The following is a 19,391-nucleotide window of genomic DNA, read 5'->3' as shown; positions in this document are numbered from 1 at the left end:
CCCTTTACATCACATCTTTGTCCTCACAAAGGACCTCTACTTACCTCTAACACTGCGACTTTCTTCACTATTATGAGTCGCTATGTAGCCTATCGATTCTTGGTCAATTGCTGACCAAGTTGATCGCAAAATCTTCCGTGGGCCGTTCAACTCCTGGCGATCAACTTGCCACGGATGCCAAAAAGGCATTGGTATGAAACGTGCACTCTAAGTTGTGCTGATTATCTAAATAAGGAGGCAAATCATGACCACGTCAAACGAATCAATTGCCATCCAGGATCTTCCAGGCATCGGCCAACCAACGACTGTGATTGATCTTGCTGGGGAATCGAAACATGAAACTTCGCCAACAGCGAACTACTTGCGTTTGGCTAAGGAGGAACGGACGAGTACCCATGTCTCTTCCGGGGAAGTGCTTCTGTTCTGTGTTGCTGGCGAACTTGAACTGACCGTGGACGGGCAACATTATCCGCTGCGTCCCAACCAACTGCTTCACGTGATGGAGGGGAAGCCCTATCGAGCGGAAGCCAAACGAGAGAGTGCGCTCCTCGTGACCACCGTATTCGCCGATCATAACGCGGCGGTGAAAAAGCAAGCGAAGGTCGACCGGAATAACGAAGTTGACGAAGCGTTGGAAGAAACTTTTCCGGCGAGCGATCCACCAAGTTACAACTCGACAACGATTACTTGATTTCACCAAACCAATCGGTAAGTCGTAAGAAGCACTAATGAGGAGTCTCACATCATGGCCACTGCTGAAGTACAACATGAAGTCGACACTAAGCTTATGCAAGCTGTTGTCTTGCCGCGATATGGTGAAGCCGATAACTTGCAATTTACCAGTATTCGACCACCCAAGATTACCGCCGATCAAGTGTTGATCAAAGTGCACGCCGCAAGCGTTAATCCCATCGACTGGAAGCTACGTCAAGGTATGCTCAAGTGGGTCATGCCCGACAAGCTACCGGGCGTGCTTGGTTTCGATGCGGCTGGCGAAATTGCCGAGGTAGGGTATGGTGCCCAGCAGCATGGTTGGAACGTTGGCGATGCCGTCATAGCTTTTTCAGGTAACACGATTGGCGGGTGTTACGCTCAATACGTGGCCGTCGATGCAAAGTTTCTGGCACACAAGCCAGACAACATTTCGTACGAGGAAGCAGCTGGCATCCCACTCGCAGGCACCACCGCCTGGAAGTCGCTTGTTAAGTTAGGTCAACTTCACTCTGGTGACGAAGTGCTCATCAATGGAGCATCGGGCGGCGTTGGCATTTTCGCCGTTCAAATTGCCAAAGCGTTGGGAGCAACTGTAACGGCCGTTTGCAGCGAGAGTAAACACGAGCTTGTCCGTAGCTTGGGTGCCGACCATGTAATCGACTACCACAACGTCGACTTCACCCGAACGGATCATTCGTACGACATCATTTTCGACGCCGTTAGCAAGTCGTCATTTTTGGAATGTCGTCGGGTTCTGAAGCCTTCCGGGCACTACGTGGCGACGCTGCCCTCGGTCGAAAACGTTGGTTTTTCCGTTTTCTCTAAACTTCAAAAGCAATCTTGTCACATTGTGTTGGCCCGACCGGATGGAGACATTCTCCGTTCGTTAGCCGCGCTGGCACGTGATGGCAAGCTCCGAACGATCGTCGATTCCGTATATCCGCTCAGCGAAGTCGCCGATGCTCACCGTAAAAGTGAGCAAGAACACTCGACTGGAAAGATTATTTTGCAGGTCATCGCCAACGATCACTCCGGAAATCAACCTCAAGACTAAGCACTGTCGCGCTCCGTGGTCGAGGCAGCGGAATCCATACTTCTGGACTTTGCTGCCTCATTTTTTTATGCGCTAGACCGAGCTATTCTCGAAAATGTTGTCTGACAGAAAGATTCTGACCAGGGATCTGGCCCCCTCCTGGTGCGAAAAACGACTCTTCTCGGTACCATTTGTCGTGTGGGATTTGGTCGAAAGTGTGGACCATTCCCCCCGAAAATGATTCGATCCTGGAGAGTGCCACTGATGTCCCAAGCGACTAAGCCGCTAGTGGGCGTGATCATGGGTAGCAAGTCGGATTGGGAAACCATGCGACATGCCTGTGAGATGCTGGAATCGTTCGAAGTAGCTTACGAGAAGCGGGTCGTTTCCGCCCATCGAACGCCAGCTTGGATGAACGAGTACGCTACAACTGCGCAGGAACGTGGAATCAAGATCATCATCGCCGGTGCGGGCGGTGCCGCCCACCTTCCAGGCATGGTGGCCTCGCAAACCACGCTCCCCGTTCTTGGCGTTCCTGTCAAAAGTCGTGCCTTGTCAGGGCTCGACTCTCTGCTATCGATTGTTCAAATGCCAGGCGGAATTCCCGTTGGCACTTTGGCCATTGGGGATGCCGGTGCCAAGAACGCAGCACTCTTAGCAGTGCGAATACTCGGCACCGCCGATACGGCGCTGCAAACCAAGTTGGCGGCCTTTCAGGAAGAACAGACCAACAAAGTACTTGAGGACTCGGAACTGTGACAAAAACAGTACTGCCAGGCGGAACGCTCGGTGTTCTCGGAAGTGGTCAGCTCGGCCGCATGTTTGCCATTGCCGCGCGTCGCATGGGATATCGGGTTCATGTCCTATCGCCAGATACTGATACGCCAACCGGCCAAGTTGCCGATGTTGAAGTAACCGCTAAATATGATGACCTGGATGCAGTCGCCCAGTTCGCAGAATCGGTCGACGTAGTCACGTTTGAATTTGAAAACGTTCCGCTGGAAACGGTCAATGTCGTCAACGAGAAGGTTCCCGTTCGCCCAGCTGGCCGAGTACTACATACCACGCAGCATCGTTTACGCGAGAAGACTTTTCTGCGCGATCACGGATTTCCTGTTCCGCAATTTCATGCCATTGGCGAGTTGTCGGACTTAGAAAGTGCCCCAGATGGGTTGCTTCCTGGCGTACTCAAAACGGCTGCTTGGGGTTACGACGGGAAAGGACAAGCGAAGGTTGCCAACCGCGAGGAACTTCGCAAAGCATGGACGGAAGAACTGAAGCAGGAAGCAATCCTCGAAGAACTCGTCCGGTTTGAAAAAGAGTTCTCTGTGGTCGCCGCACGCGGTGTCGACGGCAAAGTGCATTGTTACGCTCCCATCGAGAATCTGCACGTAAATCACATCTTAGACGTTTCGATTTCCCCGGGACGATTATCCGACAAGGCCAGCGCCGAAGCTGTGGAAATCGCAACGGCGGTGCTTACCGAGTTAGATGTCGTCGGGGTGCTTTGTGTCGAATTCTTCCTCGCCCCCGGCGATCGGCTGCTGATCAACGAACTCGCTCCTCGGCCGCACAACTCTGGGCATCTGACGATTGACTCACACGTTACCTGCCAATTCGAACAGCAAGTGCGTGCAATCTGTGGTTTACCTTTGGGATCAACCGATCAGCTTCGCCCATCGGCGATGATCAATTTGCTGGGCGATGTCTGGGAACCAGGTACACCCAACTGGGAGGCTGCTTGCGAAAACTCGGCCGTGAAGCTCCATCTATACGGTAAGCATGAGCCCCGGATTGGTCGTAAGATGGGGCATTTGACCGTGACAGCAGCAAGCGTCGACCTGGCCGCCGAGGAGGCCGCAGCCGCGAAACAACGCCTCTTCAGCTAATCCGGTATTACCCCATCCCCGCATTTAACGCAGCATCACACCAATGCACTGTAGAGGGGGAATCGAGTGAAGTCGTGCCCCCTGATAGCCGAAAACGAAGGATGACAACCCCTAGGTTTCGGACATCAGCGAGAACGTGTGATGCAAGTTGAATCGGCGACTACACCTACCCTTACCAGACAGCAACGACGCGATGCCGCCGGAGAAGAGGTTCAAAACCTTTTCAACGAGATCCTCACGCAAGCAGGCCAGTCAGGCTACGCTTCCGCTGAGGCTTACGAGTCAGAGAACTCGGTCGAAACCGATATTCAACAAACCTGGGACGACTGGTTTACCGTGAGCAATGCCGGAAACTATCCGGATGGGGTCAGCTCACAAGATCTTAAGACTGGCTACGGGCAGATCTTGGTTCGTGCGTACAACGAGGGAGGCTACCTCGACCCCAAAGGCTTCTTGAGCGGTCTTAGCGACGAAGACCTGGAGATCATTCAGCACGTCAGCCGGCTCGTTGATCCGATTAATCCCAATGCAATTACGGATGAAGGAGCCCTCAATCTTCTCATTCCGATGCCAGCCCAAGTCGACGCAAACAACGACGGACTTACCCAGGTTGGCAAGGGAAACTCGATTCGTTTTCCTGACAGTCGCACGCCAGAGGCCGTTGTTAACGCCTGGAACGAGACGACCGCCGATATGCCCCCAGCCGAGAAGATGATGTACGAGCTTCGCATGAAGCTATCGGTCATTACCGCGAACATCATCGTCGACGACAACGGACAGTTCGTACGGCAACGCGAGCCAGGAGATGCCGACTGGGTCAATCCGATGGCCGCTGATAACTACTCGTATCAAGACTTGGCCCAGCAGTATCTCGATTACCTGGACTACTTTAAGAACCAAATCCCTCCAGACCAGTACGAGAAAGATACCGCATTCTGGACAGATTTTAAGCAAACGCTTGCAAAGCACGGCGCCCAGTAACGACTGATCAAACGTCGCAGAGTGCGACGCCATGCCGCAACGAACCAAGTTTATCGTCCCATGTCGGGATGTATTCTTGGACGACGTAGCCGTCGTAGTCCGATTCGGCGACGGCTTTGATAATTGCTGCGTAGTTCATCTCTTGGTTTTCATCCAGTTCGCAGCGGCCTGGATTTCCGGCGGTATGCAGATGGCCGATATAGGGCAAGCTTTGACGGAAGCGACGGATAACATCCCCGTTCATCACTTGGACGTGATAGAAGTCGAACAACAACTTCATGTTGGGTGAGTCGACCTGCTTAATCAAATCAATGCAAAGGTCGACATCGTCGCCGAAATAGCCCGGGTGCCCCTTCATCGGATGCGAATCGTCTCGGCTATTGAGATGTTCGAGCACGAAGGTTACGTTCTTTTCCTCAGCGTAATCGATCACCGACTTCCAAAGTTCGACACAATTTTTCTTGGCTTGCTCGTCGCTAATCCCTTTCTCACGCATACCGGTGAACGTGATCACGTTCTTACAATCCCACTCGACGGCCAGGTCGACCGCTTCGCGCAATTTCGTGCGGCACATTTCGTGGTATTCAGGATTGAGGGGACCTTGCTTAAAACCGTGACTCGAACAAAGCGAAACCTTGAGCCCATGCTCTTTCATCAGCGGGTAATACTTTTTGTCGATCCCCTCTACGCCGACGAGCCCCATCTTGGCACATGCCGGCACGAAAGTTTCCATCGGCATCGGGTTAAAGCACCAAGCCATGACCGATTGCTTGATATTCTTACCGTTCGCTCGAAAATCCTCCGGCGGAATCTTCGATGAAGGGGTTACCTCGGCTGCGGATGCCATGGGCGACAGAGCCAGACTTCCAACAACGCTGGTTCCTAACGCAGATTTCAAAAGGTTACGGCGCGACAGTTGCGGATTTTCGTTTGGCATGGCAGTGCTCGACTTGGGGTGGGGATGAGAGGAGCCTAATGAAATACATCAGCTGTTGTCGAAGGGGAACGCCAACTGCGATTCATCCGGCGGTTTGGCACTAGGATTCAGTTCTTTGAACAGCAAGCTGGGCTGAATTCCGTGATTGTTTTGGTATTTGTCGCTTACGTACTCTGTGATGTCGCCCGTGATCTCGTGGTAGAAGATCTGGCATATTGGCACGTTGGGATAAATACGAATCGGCTGAACGGCAAACATCTCCAACGTCCAGAAGCCCTTGAAGCCGACGTCCCCAAATCCGGCCGTCACATGGACGAACAATCCCAGTCGACCAATCGACGAGCGTCCTTCGATCATCGGAACGAAGCCGTGCGTCTCGGTCAGTTCGTTGGTCCGGGCCAGGTAGAGTTGATTGGGATTCAACACATATCCTTCTTCCGGAATCGTAATCCGCCGGACCCGATGCGGATGACGCATATCGAGGATCAACTCCTCGTAGGTCATCATCTCTTCGTTCAAGGTCAAGTTGTAGCTGTTGGGATTCAGGCGGCTCTCGTCAAACGGCTCGATGAAAATCTTGGAACCGAGATGTTTCCGAATTTCGTTGCCGGAAAGAATCATGTAGGGGTCCTGGGTTATCCGCGAAAAATCACCAAGATCTCACGCAGGCGAGATGTCCTTTAAGAAGCCGAAGTGCTGATTATAGAAGGATTTCATGAAAATAAAACGGAGTAGTTGCCCAAGCCGTGCACAGGAACGCCGACATCCCCCCTTACGAGGCTATTTTTGCCGGCTCGATCATTGCCCGACCGACCGACCCTCAGATTCATTGGAACGCATCTGACACACGGTCCGCACGTATTGATTCAGAAACACACCGTTAGGATCGAACTTGACACATTGGTCCCGAAAATCGGGCAATCTTGGGTAAAGTAGAGCGACCTCGTCTCCGCCTAGGGGAAACCATTTTCCCCAATGAGGTCGTGCTCCAAAAAGTTTAGCCATGCTTCGCGCAAGGAACGCACCCAATTTAAAAAAGGGCTCGCGCGGCTGAACGTAGGTGATGAAACTGATCGAATACCAACACGGTTCTTCCCCTGCCGACATCGATATCAACGTTTCGTCGGCGAAGATACGCCGGAAGCAAATCGGATAGTGGTGACAATACGTGCCGAAAAGCGTTTGAAACTCAGCACTCATTCCGAATTCTTCTAATCTCGTTTGCCAAACGGCATCGACTGCCTCACGATCGCCATTGGCGAATTGTAAGACTTGCTTTACGAAGTCGGCCGCCAAAACGACCTTTGATTGCCCTACGAAGAGCTCAATCTCGAGATGGCGGAACAATTCGTGTTCCATCACCAGCATCTTGTCGCTTCGATCGGTGACGATCCACTTGGGAAAGGTCGTGTTGGGTAGAACCGTGCGAAATAAGAAACGGACGAGACGTCGACTCTTCAAATAACGTGCGAAGCCAATCACTCCGAGATGCAGTCCGATATCGAGACTTAGAAACCAATAGATGCGGTACAGCCACGCACCCGATGACGACTTACTTTCCGCCGACACAGACCGCTCTTGGACAATGTATTTCCAGAGGTGTGGCAGCAGAAAGAACTGCTGCAGTGGCGATCGCTCTTCCAAGGATAACGCCTCGTCAATCGAATCACACGGTGTTGCTTTCTCCGTGACCCAATATTGCGGAATGCAGCGAAATGTCACACTGACGATGACTCCCAGACAACCGAGGCCACAGCGGGCAGCTTCGATTTCTAAGCCAGACGCAACTTCGCGAATCTCGGCCGTTTTCCCGTCTGCCGAGTAGCAGGCAATACGCATCCTATCGATGTAGTGCGACAGGCTGTGCTTGCCAGATCCATGCGTCCCCGTCGAAATAGCGCCAGCGATGGTTTGCTCGGTGATTAGTCCTACAGACGGCGTGGTTAGTTCTTCTTTCTGCAGTTCGGCAAGGATGGTCTTAATCTGCGTTCCACCACCAACGGTAGCACTTGGCTCGCCCGAGGAGCGATCAACCTTCACCCCCTGAAAATGACGCATGCTTATCAAGACATGCGTCGTAACGATTGCATTGCTCCAGGCATGCTTCGAGGCGACTACTCGGATTTGGTCGCCATGGTGATGATTCAAGATGTCGAGAAGTTCTGACTCCGATTTCGGCTCGTAGTAGTTCGCCGGGTTGAAATCGATGTTCTGCCCGAAATTGATGACGCGAGTCGTTCGAGTCATGGAACAATCCTTGTTGCAGGCGCGTGGATATAGACAATTACGCCTCGATCTTGTTCCCTTGTATTTTCACGCGAAATTATCGAATGAGCTGGTCAAACAAACTTCGATTTTTTTTGGGATCAGCTTACGCCTTCCTGCGGGCAAAACTTCAGAAAATGGCAAGTTTCGCACTTCGGTTTTCGAGCATTACACACAGCACGGCCATGATGGATCAGTCGATGCGAGAAGTTGATCCACTCCTTTTTGGGGACAACTTCCATCAGTTCTTCTTCCACTTTTACAGCGTCTGCCTTGTCGGTCAGCCCCATCCGTCGGGTCAAACGACCGACGTGCGTATCGACAACCACGCCTGAAGGAATTCCAAATGCAGTGCCCAGCACAACGTTTGCCGTTTTCCGGCCGACACCTGGCAGTTTGACGAGCTTCGCCAAATCTTTGGGGACTTCGCCGTCATACTCGTCGACCAACGCCTGAGAAGCGGCGTGGATGTTCTTGGCTTTATTCCGAAAGAAGCCGGTCGTCTGGATCAGCTTTTCGACGGTCTTAACCGGCGCCACGGCCATCTTGTCGGCAGTCGGATACTTAGCGAACAAATCCTTCGTCACGATGTTGACCCGCACGTCCGTGCACTGGGCGGAAAGGATCGTGGCGATGAGCAATTGAAAAGGCGTTTCAAAATTGAGCGCGCATTCCGCGTCGGCGTAGTCTTTTTTCAACTGCCGCACCACGCGGCGGGCCTGGGCTTTACGCTCGGCAAGATCTTCGATCATGGGGACATCTTCTAACGAAATTAAGCGAGGCACAGGTCGTCGGGCTCAAGCCGCACGGCTGAGGTTCTGCCATAACTTTCGCAGAATTTCGAGCGTTTCCCCAGGGGCCTTCCCCGATCCGTAGGCAACTTGTCCATAAAGTTCGGCGGCCCGGCGAACATTTTCGGTTAAATCGTCGAAATGCTGTTCGAGCATGATCGCAAACTCACCAGGCGTTTGCTCCTCTTTACGGGCATGGCCACGTTCATCCGCCCAAGCTTCCAATGCGGCAAAGCTGTAGCGTACCCACTCTTCGGCTGGCTTCTTTTTCCAAGCAGGATCTTGGAACGGATTCCGGAAGGAGGAAAAACGCCGTCGTGGCTTTTGAACTGGAGCTGCCTCTTCCTCCTCGGCGGTCTCTTTATTTTTTCGTCCGAACAAGCTTTCCCAGAATTCGGCCCAGGCCTTTGCAATGTCTTCATGGAATTTCCAGATGATGAAGACGATCAATGCCGCCACGCCCGCGTAAACAATCAGTTTCAGCAGGTTCCCGAGCCCTGGCATCGAAAAAGAGAACCAATTGCTGCTCGACGAGGATTGCTGTGACGACTGCTCTTGGGACTGGCTTTCCTGTGATTCGCTGGAGGATTCGTCCCCTTTTTCTTGATCGGACGAGGCGTCCTGAGTTTGTGAGTCATCACTTCGTTGCGACTCGCCTTGCTGCTGATCCTTTTGCTCACCATTATCGCTTTGTTGATCTCCCTGCTTATCTTGCTTGGAGTTCTGCTGCTGTTGTTGGTCCCCCTGCTTTTGATTTCCCTGGTTGTCTTGCGACTTTCCCTGGTCTGAAGACTTTTCGCCGGACTCGGAATCGCTTTTTCCCTGCTCCCCTTGCTGTTGATTGCTCTGCGATTGGTCGCCGCTTTGCTTACTCGAATCTTTCGATTTGCCCTCCTTGGTTTGCTTGGCATTCTTATCCGATTGGTCGCCGGGCTGCTTTCCATCGGAACGCGTTTCGTTGGACTTGGCAGAATCCTCGTCGGCTTGTTCTTGATTTTCGGTCGTGCCGGAGCGATCTTCGCGGTTGTCTTTGGTGCCGTCATCCCCTTGGGAAAACTTATTCGCCTTCCGCTCGATTTGATCTTGGTAGAACGGGATCTTAGCGAGTTCATACTCCGCGTTTGGGCGCGGCAGAATTGAAACCACAATCAAGGTAAGCGCCACCACACCAAAGCCAACACCCAGCCAAGTACCGGTCATGCTGAGCGGCATTTCAACGCCGCGTTGTTGCAAGTATCGGCGCAGGCCAAGGAAACTGGTCGTAACTAGTAAGCAGAGTGCTGCGAAGACATACGCCACGAGGAGTGTGAATAGATACCAACGACTTGCTGGCGCCAAACTGGGAGCAAACGCTTGACCGAAGCCAAAGATCGGTAACGCCCCCAGAGAGAAATAAACCACCCAAGCGCCAGGCGCAAACTTGGTATTGGTCGGATTGAACCAGGCATCAAGTTTATCGAGAAAACTCTCTGGTTCTTTTTCTACATCGTGCCCGGTGACTCCTTCGACCTCTGAATCCGGCTTTTTGACCGGTTCGGTCGGCTCAACCGAGCTTTCAGGGCGAATCCACTGCATCAGCCCCTTCTTGGATGCATCAATCGATTGTTCGAGCACCGTGCAGTCATACACAAGACGGGTGCTCACCCACCACACGCCAAGCAAAATGAAAACGGCAATAAGCATCGCGTCGGGTGCCAGACGCCAGACGGCGAATAACATCGTCCCGCTGAACACGGCCCCCAGCGTTGCCGAGCGAGCGACGCCTTCTTCGATGTGCAAACGAGCCAAGGAAACGATCCCCAGCACGAACATGCAGATGATCCAGTTCAAACGAAACGAATGCGGCCCTTGGTAGAACAGCCCCGCCGCAAACAGCATTAAGCTGCCGACCAACACCATGATCAGCGCCGGAGCGACGGCGATGATGGCGTAATCGAGTTCGGTGAGTCTTGGTCGCATAGAAAATCAAAGTCGAAAAAGGGTAGGTTCAGAAGAGAGGGTATGCTTGTTCCTGACAGATTTGACCGATTGCCTCGAGCGATTTAAGCTGCTTTGCCACCATTCGCTCGGCCAGTAACATTCCGGCCCCTTGAGCAAATTCGTATTCGTCGAAGCAGTTGATAATCGGAGTTACGACGTAGCCGCTTCGCACCAGGTTTCCGAGGGCCAAAGCCATTTCTGGGGTAACGGCAGTCAGGATGGGAATGACGGTGGCGTCACGTGGCAATTCACTGTGCATCTCCAAAAGTAGCGAAGGGAGCTTGAGCCCTTCATTCTTTTCGCTGCGAGCCATCATGTGCCGAATCTGTTGGAACTGTTCGGCACCACGGCGTGTGCGTACCTTCTGTGGGGCCAAACGTGGATCACGATCGACACGTCCGGCCGATTTGCGCGCGGCATCTCGAGTACGGGCATCGAAGTCCCATCCCTGATATTTCATACGCTGAGCAGCGTCGACCGAGTTGGTCACAATCCCAACTTGCTGATCCATCAACTGCACGGCATTGGCAATCGCCACGGCGCATTTGATTGATAACTCACTGCGGATCGGCTCGTCCTTCGCCGGAAAGCTATCCGGGTGCATGTCCAAGACAATACTGACCCCAGCGATGCAGGTTGCTTCGTACTGCTTGCTGTGGAGTTGGCCCGTACGAGCTGTCGAGGCCCAATGAATCCGATTGAGCGGATCACCCAGCTGATATCGTCGTACGCCAGCGATTCGTGAAGGATCCTCGAACAAACGAGATTGCATCTTGATCTCGCCGAGAGGTCGTTTCGAGACCAAATCGAACCCTTCCAGCGGAATGATGGCAGGCTCAACCGTGATGAACTCGGGCTCGGCAATCATCTTGAACTGTTTGTAAAGGCCGAAGACATCGCCCGTCTCAAGCACGGCAGGACCGATCTGATAATAACCTCGGCGATTGCATTTTATGCGATAGGTCAGCAGCCGGGTCGATCGAGGCCACAGCATGGCGAGGAACAGGCGTTTGCCGAGGACTTCAAGTGCTGGTGGTCGCGTCACAATGGCGTGACGTGGTAATAGATCTTCCACCAACATCCAAGGCATTGGAATCGCGCCTTGATAGCGAAGCGTTATCCCGACCGTGATTTCATCCCCCTCTTCGACATCTAATTGGCTGACATGACGCCAACCGCTCAGATGCATCAACCAATAACGAACCAGCAACCGCGAACCAAGGATCACCGCGAGCAGCGCGTACATGGCGTAGACCATCAGCCCCAGTCCGAAGACCATGGCGATTGCCAGAAGAATCGCGGCTCCAACGACCCAGCGCATCAGACAGGGGCCTCGTCGATCATCGGGACTGGAACCTCTTGCAAAATATCGTCCAAGATATCTTGCGAAGTCACTTTGCGGAGGCGACTTTCGGGGCGCAGGATCATTCGGTGCCCCATCACCGGGGCCAGTACACGTTTGACGTCATCTGGCAGAACGTAGTTACGTCCCAAGATTGCGGCCAACGACTGGCTCGTACGGAAGAGCGCCAACGAAGCTCGAGGACTCGCTCCGAGCATCAATTGATCGTGCCTACGCGTCGCATGAACGAGTTCAACGATATAACGTTGAACCTTCTCGTGAATCTTCACGCTCCGCGTTGCCTTCTGACACGCACGTAATTCTTCTTTGGTAACCACGGCTCCGATCGTTTCCAACGGATGCTGCTTTCGGGAGGCCGAGAGCATCTTTAACTCGTCTTCAAGATTGGGATAACCGAGACTGAACTTCATCAGAAAACGATCCAACTGCGCTTCCGGCAGTGGGAAGGTCCCTTCGTGATCGACCGGGTTCTGCGTGGCCAGTACAAGGAAAGGCGGATCCAGATCGTGTGTGACCCCATCGATCGTCACGCGCGCTTCTGCCATCGCTTCCAGCAGTGCGGCTTGCGTACGGGGCGTGGTTCGGTTGATTTCATCCGCCAACAGAATGTTGGTAAAGACTGGCCCCTGACGAAACTCGAACTCAGACGACTTCTGATTGAAAATCGAAGTTCCCGTTACGTCGGTTGGCAGAAGATCGGGCGTGCACTGAATTCGCTTGAGTGTGCAGCCGACGCTTTTCGCCAAGGCCCTTGCCAGCATTGTTTTGGCGACACCAGGCACATCCTCCATCAGGACGTGTCCCTCCGAGAGCCAAGCTACGAGTGAAAAGACAATCTGCTGCCTCTTACCCAGAATAACTTTTTCAACGTTTCCCAGAATCTTTTTTGTCGTTGAGGCAACATCCATAGAGGCTTCGTCTTTTTGTTCCAAGATGAGCAGGCAATTGGCGAATGGCCTTATTATGAAATAATTTGCGTAAATTGCCCGTAGTTAGATTTCAAATTCGCAAATTGACATTGGCTTCGCACCGAGGATATGATCATATCCCTCTGTCGGGGAATCAAGAAACTCTTTTTACGTCGGTTTCGTCTATCCAACACACTTGATGTTATAACGTTGTATTGTGGATGAGCTACGTGCGCGGCGGCCAGCTTCCCGAGCCCAACCCTATTGAGAACCCAATGTTAAGGCCATATTCCTTACGTTCGTGTTTAGGCATAACGCTGTTATTTGCCTGCCTGGGCCTCATTGCGCCTGTATCCATCCAAGCTCGCACATGGACCACAGCCGACGGTAAGCCGGTTGAGGCTGAACTGGTCGAGGTAGGACAGGACGGCAAGTCCGTCATTCTGGACGTGAAGGGCAAGCGGTACGAAGTAAGCCTTGACCGGCTTTCGGTCCGCGATCAGGCCTACGTCGAGGGCATGAAAGATGCCATGCGACGCCCTACCGACGCAGAAATCGCCAAAGATATTGCTGACGACATGGCGAAGGAATCTTCCGATGAGCCCGAGGAAGAAGACAACGAGCCCCATACGATCCGCCTGAAAGCCCGTCGGGTTTGGCGATCGAGGGAAGGTGGCGCGGTCGAAGCGCAATTCGTACGGATTCGGGGCAGCCTCGTTTACTTGCGTCTCAGCGGATTCAGCTACGATACGATCGATTTTTACAATCTTTCTACCGCGGATCGCCAGTTTCTTCACGATGCTCACGCTCAAATGGGCAAGGCGAATTTGGTTCCGCCAGTGCGGCCTGACCTGGTCGACGCGAACCAGCAAAACATGGGGACGCCTTCCTACCAGGAGCATCCGCCAACGCCTTCAACCACGAATCCGATGCCCGAGACCTCGACAAGCAATGATTCAGCTTCTGGCGGTGGGGTGAATCTCCCTCCCAACGGTTTCGGAGCGGTTGAAGAACCGAAGTCTGAGGTCTCGTTGCCCTCCAATGGATTTGGCTCGATCGAAGAGCCTACTACCGAATCTACGCCGTTCGATTCCGAGGTAAAACTTCCTGACTCAGGTTTCGGCAGCCTACCTACTGGTTCGTCCGGTGCGACGGAGGTCCATGATTCATTCACGCCGGTAACGGGCGATCGACCTAAGAAGGTGGGGCTGCCTAACTCAACCATCGTCGATAACTCGTACGTGCCCGAAACAGGAGACGATCGACCACTGTTCGACGTCGCGTCGGTTCCGACCAACTCCAATGGATTTGGTGGCACACCCGTTGAAGACGTCGCTAGTTCAGCGCCAACTCCGAACAAGTCGACGCCTAAGACGACGACTCCCAAATCAACCACCTCAGGTTCCAACCCATTTGGTACCTCGGCTCAGCCTGGGGGCACGCGTTCTCCGCAACCTTCCGGAGGTTCGTCGGAGCGTCCTCAATTTGGAAATTCCCAGACGTTTACGCCTTCGTCGGAATTCACACCGATGGAGCCACCAGCTCCGCGCGAGTTCACCACGGCAGACTGGAATCTGCAAGTCTTCGCCGTCGTTTTACTGTCCGGTGGTTGCTTGATGATGGCTGGCGGTTACATGTGGCTAATCGCCTTGGCATTCCTGGAAAGCCTGGAATGGGGCTTACGGAGCCTGATTCCCGGCATGGCCGTTATGTTCGGCATTTCCGAGTGGGAGAAGGCAAGCGTTCCGCTGCTGACGATGCTGCTGGGAGTTTGTTTAACCCTGGGCGGTTTTGGCCTACTATTAGGGATAAGCTAATGAGACCTTAGGCGATTCGGGCAAGACTCGCTTGAGATTCTTAGTTATATTTACTGCCAGAGCGATTCCTCAGGCTCGCATCTCATCATCTACATACCCCCTTCCCTGAAATCGGGAGTTCCACCGCATGTTGGCCAGCCGACATTTCTTACTACTCCCAGTTTTCGTCTGTTTGTGTGCCGTATCGGCTTCTGCGCAAGATTCACGAGAATGGACGGATAAAGGGGGCAAAAAGCTGACCGGAACATTCATCGAGCTGACTGAAGAAGAGAACGTCAAGATTAAAGGATCAGACGGCAAAGAGTACGTCATTCCTTTGTCCGTTTTCGTGGACGAGGATCAGCAATACGTCAAGCAAATGGGGGCCAACGAGAATAAACCGGCCCCAGCCCCAAAAGGGGACCTGGAAGACGATCGACTCTGGACCGACTTCCGTGGCCAAGCACTCACCGCTCATTACGTCCGAATGCAGGACGGTTATGTTGTTCTTATGCGTGGCAATAAGGGCCAGCCGGTTTCCTTCTATGTGCTAAGCCAGAAAGATCAGGATTGGCTCCGAAAACAGCTTTCCTTACGGGGTGAAGCGAACAAGATCATTTCTCGCGAAGAGATGGAACGGAAAAATCCGACCGTTCATCAAGAACTTGACGAATACTTGAGCAAGGTTCGAGCCGCTGCTGGGAATTCAACCTCCAACCCGTCGGAAAACTCAGGACGTCCGCCTGCGTACACGCCTCCGGCTGGCGATCCTTACGTGCCGCCATCCAATTCGTCTGAATCTTCGGCGAATAACAACGACGGCGGATCTGGTTTTCGAAGTCCTGGCGGAGGGCAACCAACAAGCATGCAGCCAGACGGTGGCGATCTTGCCGCGAATCTTCCAGTCGGTGAAGAATCGCCAGAGGGCGGCTCACCAGGCGGAAACATGGGCAACTCAGGGTTTCCCAGTCGCTTCAGCAGCAACCCTGCCCAAGATGTCCCAGCCGGACATTGCCCAGGCTGCCGGCAAGAGCTTCCCGTCGGCTACGGACCTGGCGATCACTGCCCCCGCTGCAATTTCTATTTGGAAGACTGGGTTCAACCAGGAACCGGGGCCCCATTGGTCGCTTGGTATCAAAGCTCGACGCTTTGGTATACCGTCGGGGGAGCAGCCCTCGTGTTAGGTTTCCTGGCGCTTTCCGCCAAGAGATTCAACGGCTAGTTCGCCACTTCTGTCTGCTTTCCGACTGGAAATGGTAAGGTCGGTAGAGAACAATTCTAAATCTCCGCCTGACTGGAAAGTCGCGTCCATGCTGTTCTCGCAATCACATCCCTGGGCAGCACGCTGCAATCCCATTACCATTAAGGCGAACCGCTGACGGCCAGGACGGCCTAATCTCGGATGACGCTGGACGTGAAGCGTCGCCGTGCAGGCCGATTGATACATCATGGCACAACGCATCAAGTTGCACCGCTCTTGACGGGTCTTCACCGACTCGCAGCCGATGGATTTAGAACGCGAACGAATACGAGCCGATCTCCGTGGAATTGTTCGTGGTGAGATCCGTTGCGACGATACATTTCTCGAACTGTATTCGACTGATGCGAGCATCTTTCAGATCAAGCCGCTGGCCGTTGTTCGTCCGAAGCGATCCGCTGATGTCATGGCAACCGTCCAGTATGCCGCAGAAAATCAGATTCCGGTCCACGCTCGTGGTGCCGGAACGGGCACCGCCGGCGAATCACTAGGTCGAGGAATCGTCATCGATTTTGCCCATTCCATGCGACGGATCCTTGAGACCGGCGAAGACTGGGTGCGTGTCCAACCAGGTGTGATCTTGGCGAATCTCAACCGCCATTTGGCACAGCGTGGTCGCATCTTCGGACCTGACCCGGCGACCCGCAGCGTGACGACCATCGGCAGCGTCCTCGCCCTCGATGCATCGGGAAGTCACTGGCTGCAGCATGGTTCGGCACACGATCACATCCTTGAACTGCAAGTCGTATTGGCCAGTGGCGAATCGGTCACATTGGGACCGACTCACCTCGATCGCATCGCTCAATTAGAGTCGCCCGAGTTGGTCCGGATCACCTCTGGCCTGGCGGAGCTCCTGAAAACCAATGCCGAAAAGATCCAAGGACACCTTCCCAAGACTTTCAATCAAGGGAGTGGCTATCGCCTGTCCGGGATCGTCGACAACGACCACATCGACCTCTGCAAGGTAATGGCCGGGTCCGAAGGGAGCTTGGCCTTAATCACCCAAGCCAAGCTTAAAACCTCGCCGCGATCGAAGTCACGAGGCTTGGTCCTTCTATTTTTCGAGCGGATCGATCACGCTGCTAAAGCGGCTGTGCAGCTTCGGCAATTCGGCATCAGCGCGTGTGACCTATTGGATCGACGCATTCTCTCAATCGCGCGAGAAACCGATCCGCGGTACTCGAACTTGATCCCCGAAAACACCGAGGCGATGCTTTTGGTCGAGGTCTCTGGGGATTCACAGGCAGAAGTTCACGATCGCCTAGAACAAATCGCCGACCGCATTCGTCGACGGCGGCGACTTGCGTTCCACTCGTTAATTACCACGAGCCCAACCGAGGTCGGAACTTATTGGGAACTTGCCAGACGGATGACGCCAATCCTTTACCGTTTGAAGGGAAACACGCGTCCCCTGCCCTTCGTCGAAGACGTCGCGGTTCCTCCGACTCAAATGCCTACGTTCCTGGCGAAGGTCCAGGACATCATGAAGCGACACGAAACGATCGCTTCAATCTTCGCACATGCCGCTCATGGCCACTTGCATGTGCGTCCTCTCTTGAACATGGCCGACCCGAATGACTTGGTCAAGTTGGAGCGAATCGCGGACGAAATCTACGAAGAGCTATTCCAGATTCAAGGTTCGATCAGCGGAGAAAGTGGCGACGGGATCAGTCGGACTCCCTATTTGCCGCGACAGTACGGACCGGTCTATGACCTCTTCGGACGAATCAAACATTTGTTTGATCCACTCGGAATTCTTAACCCTGGGAAGAAGGTACTCGCTTCGACATTCTCGCCCATGGAGTTGGTGCGACGCGTTGAGCTAGCCGCCGGCAAGAATTCACTCGAATCTCAGTCAACGTCCGCGGACGAAGCATCGCTTCCTGCCGGAAGCGAGATGGAACTTCCCATCCTCAATTGGTCGATGGACGAAATGGCGACCGCTGCGCGCAGTTGCCATGGGTGCGGTCGTTGTCGGACGTTCGGCGCCGATACGCGGATGTGCCCCGTATTTCGTTTCGACTCACGTGAAGAAGCCTCGCCGCGTGCCAAGGCGAATCTGCTTCGGAGTGTCCTATCTGGGCAACTAACGCCCGATCGGCTTGATACCTACGACGCGAAGGAATTGCTCGATACTTGTTTCCATTGCCATCAGTGTCGGATCGACTGTCCCTCGAACGTCGACATTCCGAACATGGCATTGGAAATGAAGGCGCACAACGTCGACGCGAATGGGCTCACGCAAGACTCTTCGTTACAGGCCAAGATTCATCGCTGGGCAATGTGGGGTAACCGCTTTCCGCACATCACGAACTGGGCTCTGGGTAATCGAGCCATGCGTTGGCTCTTGGAGCGTTTCATCGGTTTGGCAAAACAGCGAAAGCTTCCCAAACTAGCGCATCGCAGCTTCATCAAGCAAGCAGCTCGTCGCGGTTTGACCACCGCAACGAGACGCAGCGGCCGAAAGGTCCTTTATTTCGTCGACATGTATGCCAATCTGTTCGACACACAGCTTGCTCAAGCGTTTGTGAACGTGTTGGATCACAACCGAATCGCGGTCTATGTCCACCCGAAACAACAAAGCAGTGCGATGCCGGCAATTGCGCAAGGGGCAATCACGATGGCAGCGCGGCTTGCGCATCGCAATGTCCAAGCGCTCGCAGAAGCAGTTCGGCAAGGCTATACGATCGTTGCGACGGAACCGTCGGCCGTTATGGCTTTAACCCACGAATACCCCAACCTGCTCGATTCGGAAGATGCCCGAATTGTCGCCGAAAACACGCGCGAGGCTTGCGAATTCCTGTGGGACTTGCATCACCATGGTGAACTAGAACTCGACTTGAAACCGCTCAACGCGGTGGTCGGCTTTCATGTACCTTGTCATTTGCGTGCCCTGCATGAGGTCTCGTATGGCCAACGCGTCTTACAGTTGATCCCTGGACTTTCGGTTCGCCCGATCGAGAAGGGCTGTTCGGGCATGGCAGGCACCTTTGGGCTAACGCGTAAAAACTTTCGCAGCAGTCTTCGTATCGGCTGGGACCTGATCGTGGCCATGCGAAGCAAGCAAATTCAGATCGGCTCGACTGAGTGCAGCGCCTGTAAAATGCAGATAGAGCAAGCCGGCAACAAAGCGGTCGTCCATCCAATTAAGTTGTTGGCGAAATCGTACGGCGTGCTCGATCCAGATTCCGATCCATTTGCTCCTCCAGTTCACGATTTGTTTGTTTCATGAACGTACGCGTCAAGCTGTTTGCCCTGACTCAAGATTTAGCGGGAACGGATGAAGTCTTACTGGAATTAACACCTCCGGTAACAATTGCCACGGTCCGTGCCGCCCTCGCAGAAGCAAGACCCACCCTGGGGCCAATCTTGCCCAGTTGTGCATTCGCTGTCGACAATGAGTATGCAACCGACAGCACCACTGTAAACGATCAAGCCGAGATCGCCTGCCTTCCGCCGGTTAGCGGAGGCTAAAA

General features: G+C 53.6%; 16 protein-coding genes. 9 read left to right on the top strand and 7 right to left on the bottom strand.

Features of this window, described 5'->3' with window-relative positions; genetic code table 11:
- The first annotated feature begins 244 nt into the window (after positions 1-244).
- The 5 genes from C5Y83_RS27235 (at position 245) to C5Y83_RS27215 (ending at position 4,617) form a co-directional block, all read left to right on the top strand.
- Entirely contained in the window at positions 245-691 is a 447-nt protein-coding gene (locus tag C5Y83_RS27235) for a cupin domain-containing protein (RefSeq protein ID WP_105332934.1), read from the top strand.
- A 54-nt stretch (positions 692-745) separates the two neighbouring features.
- Entirely contained in the window at positions 746-1,768 is a 1,023-nt protein-coding gene (locus C5Y83_RS27230) for an NAD(P)-dependent alcohol dehydrogenase (RefSeq protein WP_199195147.1), read from the top strand.
- A gap of 243 nt (positions 1,769-2,011) precedes the next feature.
- A complete protein-coding gene (purE, locus tag C5Y83_RS27225) occupies positions 2,012-2,506 on the top strand; it encodes a 5-(carboxyamino)imidazole ribonucleotide mutase (protein ID WP_105332933.1) in 495 nt (164 codons plus the stop codon).
- Positions 2,503-3,636 carry a 5-(carboxyamino)imidazole ribonucleotide synthase gene (locus C5Y83_RS27220; protein ID WP_105332932.1) on the top strand — a complete coding sequence of 378 codons (1,134 nt, stop codon included), beginning with the start codon at positions 2,503-2,505 and terminating at the stop codon, positions 3,634-3,636. Before purE ends, C5Y83_RS27220 begins: the two co-directional genes overlap by 4 nt.
- A gap of 141 nt (positions 3,637-3,777) precedes the next feature.
- Entirely contained in the window at positions 3,778-4,617 is an 840-nt protein-coding gene (locus C5Y83_RS27215; protein WP_105332931.1) for a hypothetical protein, read from the top strand.
- Between the two features lie 7 nt (positions 4,618-4,624).
- Here C5Y83_RS27215 and C5Y83_RS27210 read toward each other — a convergent pair whose 3' ends face one another.
- The 7 genes from C5Y83_RS27210 to C5Y83_RS27180 all read right to left on the bottom strand — a co-directional run bounded on the left by C5Y83_RS27210 (position 4,625) and on the right by C5Y83_RS27180 (position 12,861).
- A complete protein-coding gene (locus C5Y83_RS27210) occupies positions 4,625-5,554 on the bottom strand; it encodes a TIM barrel protein (RefSeq protein ID WP_233207372.1) in 930 nt (309 codons plus the stop codon).
- Between the two features lie 48 nt (positions 5,555-5,602).
- On the bottom strand, positions 5,603-6,175 hold the full coding sequence (gene dcd / locus C5Y83_RS27205) for a dCTP deaminase (protein ID WP_105332930.1): 573 nt from the start codon (positions 6,173-6,175) through the stop codon (positions 5,603-5,605).
- A gap of 177 nt (positions 6,176-6,352) precedes the next feature.
- A complete protein-coding gene (locus tag C5Y83_RS27200) occupies positions 6,353-7,801 on the bottom strand; it encodes a D-arabinono-1,4-lactone oxidase (RefSeq protein WP_105332929.1) in 1,449 nt (482 codons plus the stop codon).
- Positions 7,802-7,920: 119 nt separating this feature from the next.
- On the bottom strand, positions 7,921-8,571 hold the full coding sequence (gene nth, locus C5Y83_RS27195) for an endonuclease III (RefSeq protein WP_105332928.1): 651 nt from the start codon (positions 8,569-8,571) through the stop codon (positions 7,921-7,923).
- Between the two features lie 45 nt (positions 8,572-8,616).
- Positions 8,617-10,569, bottom strand: coding sequence for a DUF4129 domain-containing protein (locus C5Y83_RS27190; RefSeq protein ID WP_105332927.1), 1,953 nt, complete (start codon positions 10,567-10,569; stop codon positions 8,617-8,619).
- Positions 10,570-10,597: 28 nt separating this feature from the next.
- Positions 10,598-11,911 carry a DUF58 domain-containing protein gene (locus tag C5Y83_RS27185; RefSeq protein ID WP_105332926.1) on the bottom strand — a complete coding sequence of 438 codons (1,314 nt, stop codon included), beginning with the start codon at positions 11,909-11,911 and terminating at the stop codon, positions 10,598-10,600.
- Positions 11,911-12,861: an AAA family ATPase gene (locus C5Y83_RS27180; protein WP_105332925.1), complete on the bottom strand. Its 951-nt coding sequence runs from the start codon at positions 12,859-12,861 to the stop codon at positions 11,911-11,913. Before C5Y83_RS27180 ends, C5Y83_RS27185 begins: the two co-directional genes overlap by 1 nt.
- Positions 12,862-13,082: 221 nt before the next feature.
- On the opposite strand from C5Y83_RS27180, the gene C5Y83_RS27175 reads away from it, so the two are divergent.
- The 4 genes from C5Y83_RS27175 to C5Y83_RS27160 all read left to right on the top strand — a co-directional run bounded on the left by C5Y83_RS27175 (position 13,083) and on the right by C5Y83_RS27160 (position 19,389).
- A complete protein-coding gene (locus tag C5Y83_RS27175; RefSeq protein ID WP_146117942.1) occupies positions 13,083-14,678 on the top strand; it encodes a hypothetical protein in 1,596 nt (531 codons plus the stop codon).
- 127 nt (positions 14,679-14,805) lie between these two features.
- Positions 14,806-15,879: a hypothetical protein gene (locus C5Y83_RS27170; RefSeq protein WP_105332923.1), complete on the top strand. Its 1,074-nt coding sequence runs from the start codon at positions 14,806-14,808 to the stop codon at positions 15,877-15,879.
- Positions 15,880-16,162: 283 nt separating this feature from the next.
- Entirely contained in the window at positions 16,163-19,147 is a 2,985-nt protein-coding gene (locus C5Y83_RS27165; RefSeq protein WP_105332922.1) for an FAD-binding and (Fe-S)-binding domain-containing protein, read from the top strand.
- Entirely contained in the window at positions 19,144-19,389 is a 246-nt protein-coding gene (locus tag C5Y83_RS27160) for a MoaD/ThiS family protein (protein ID WP_105332921.1), read from the top strand. Before C5Y83_RS27165 ends, C5Y83_RS27160 begins: the two co-directional genes overlap by 4 nt.
- Positions 19,390-19,391 lie beyond the last annotated feature (2 nt).

This window comes from Blastopirellula marina, assembly GCF_002967765.1.
GTDB classification, from domain to species: Bacteria; Planctomycetota; Planctomycetia; order Pirellulales; family Pirellulaceae; genus Bremerella; species Bremerella marina_A.
This window is presented reverse-complemented; position numbering and strand designations above follow the sequence as displayed.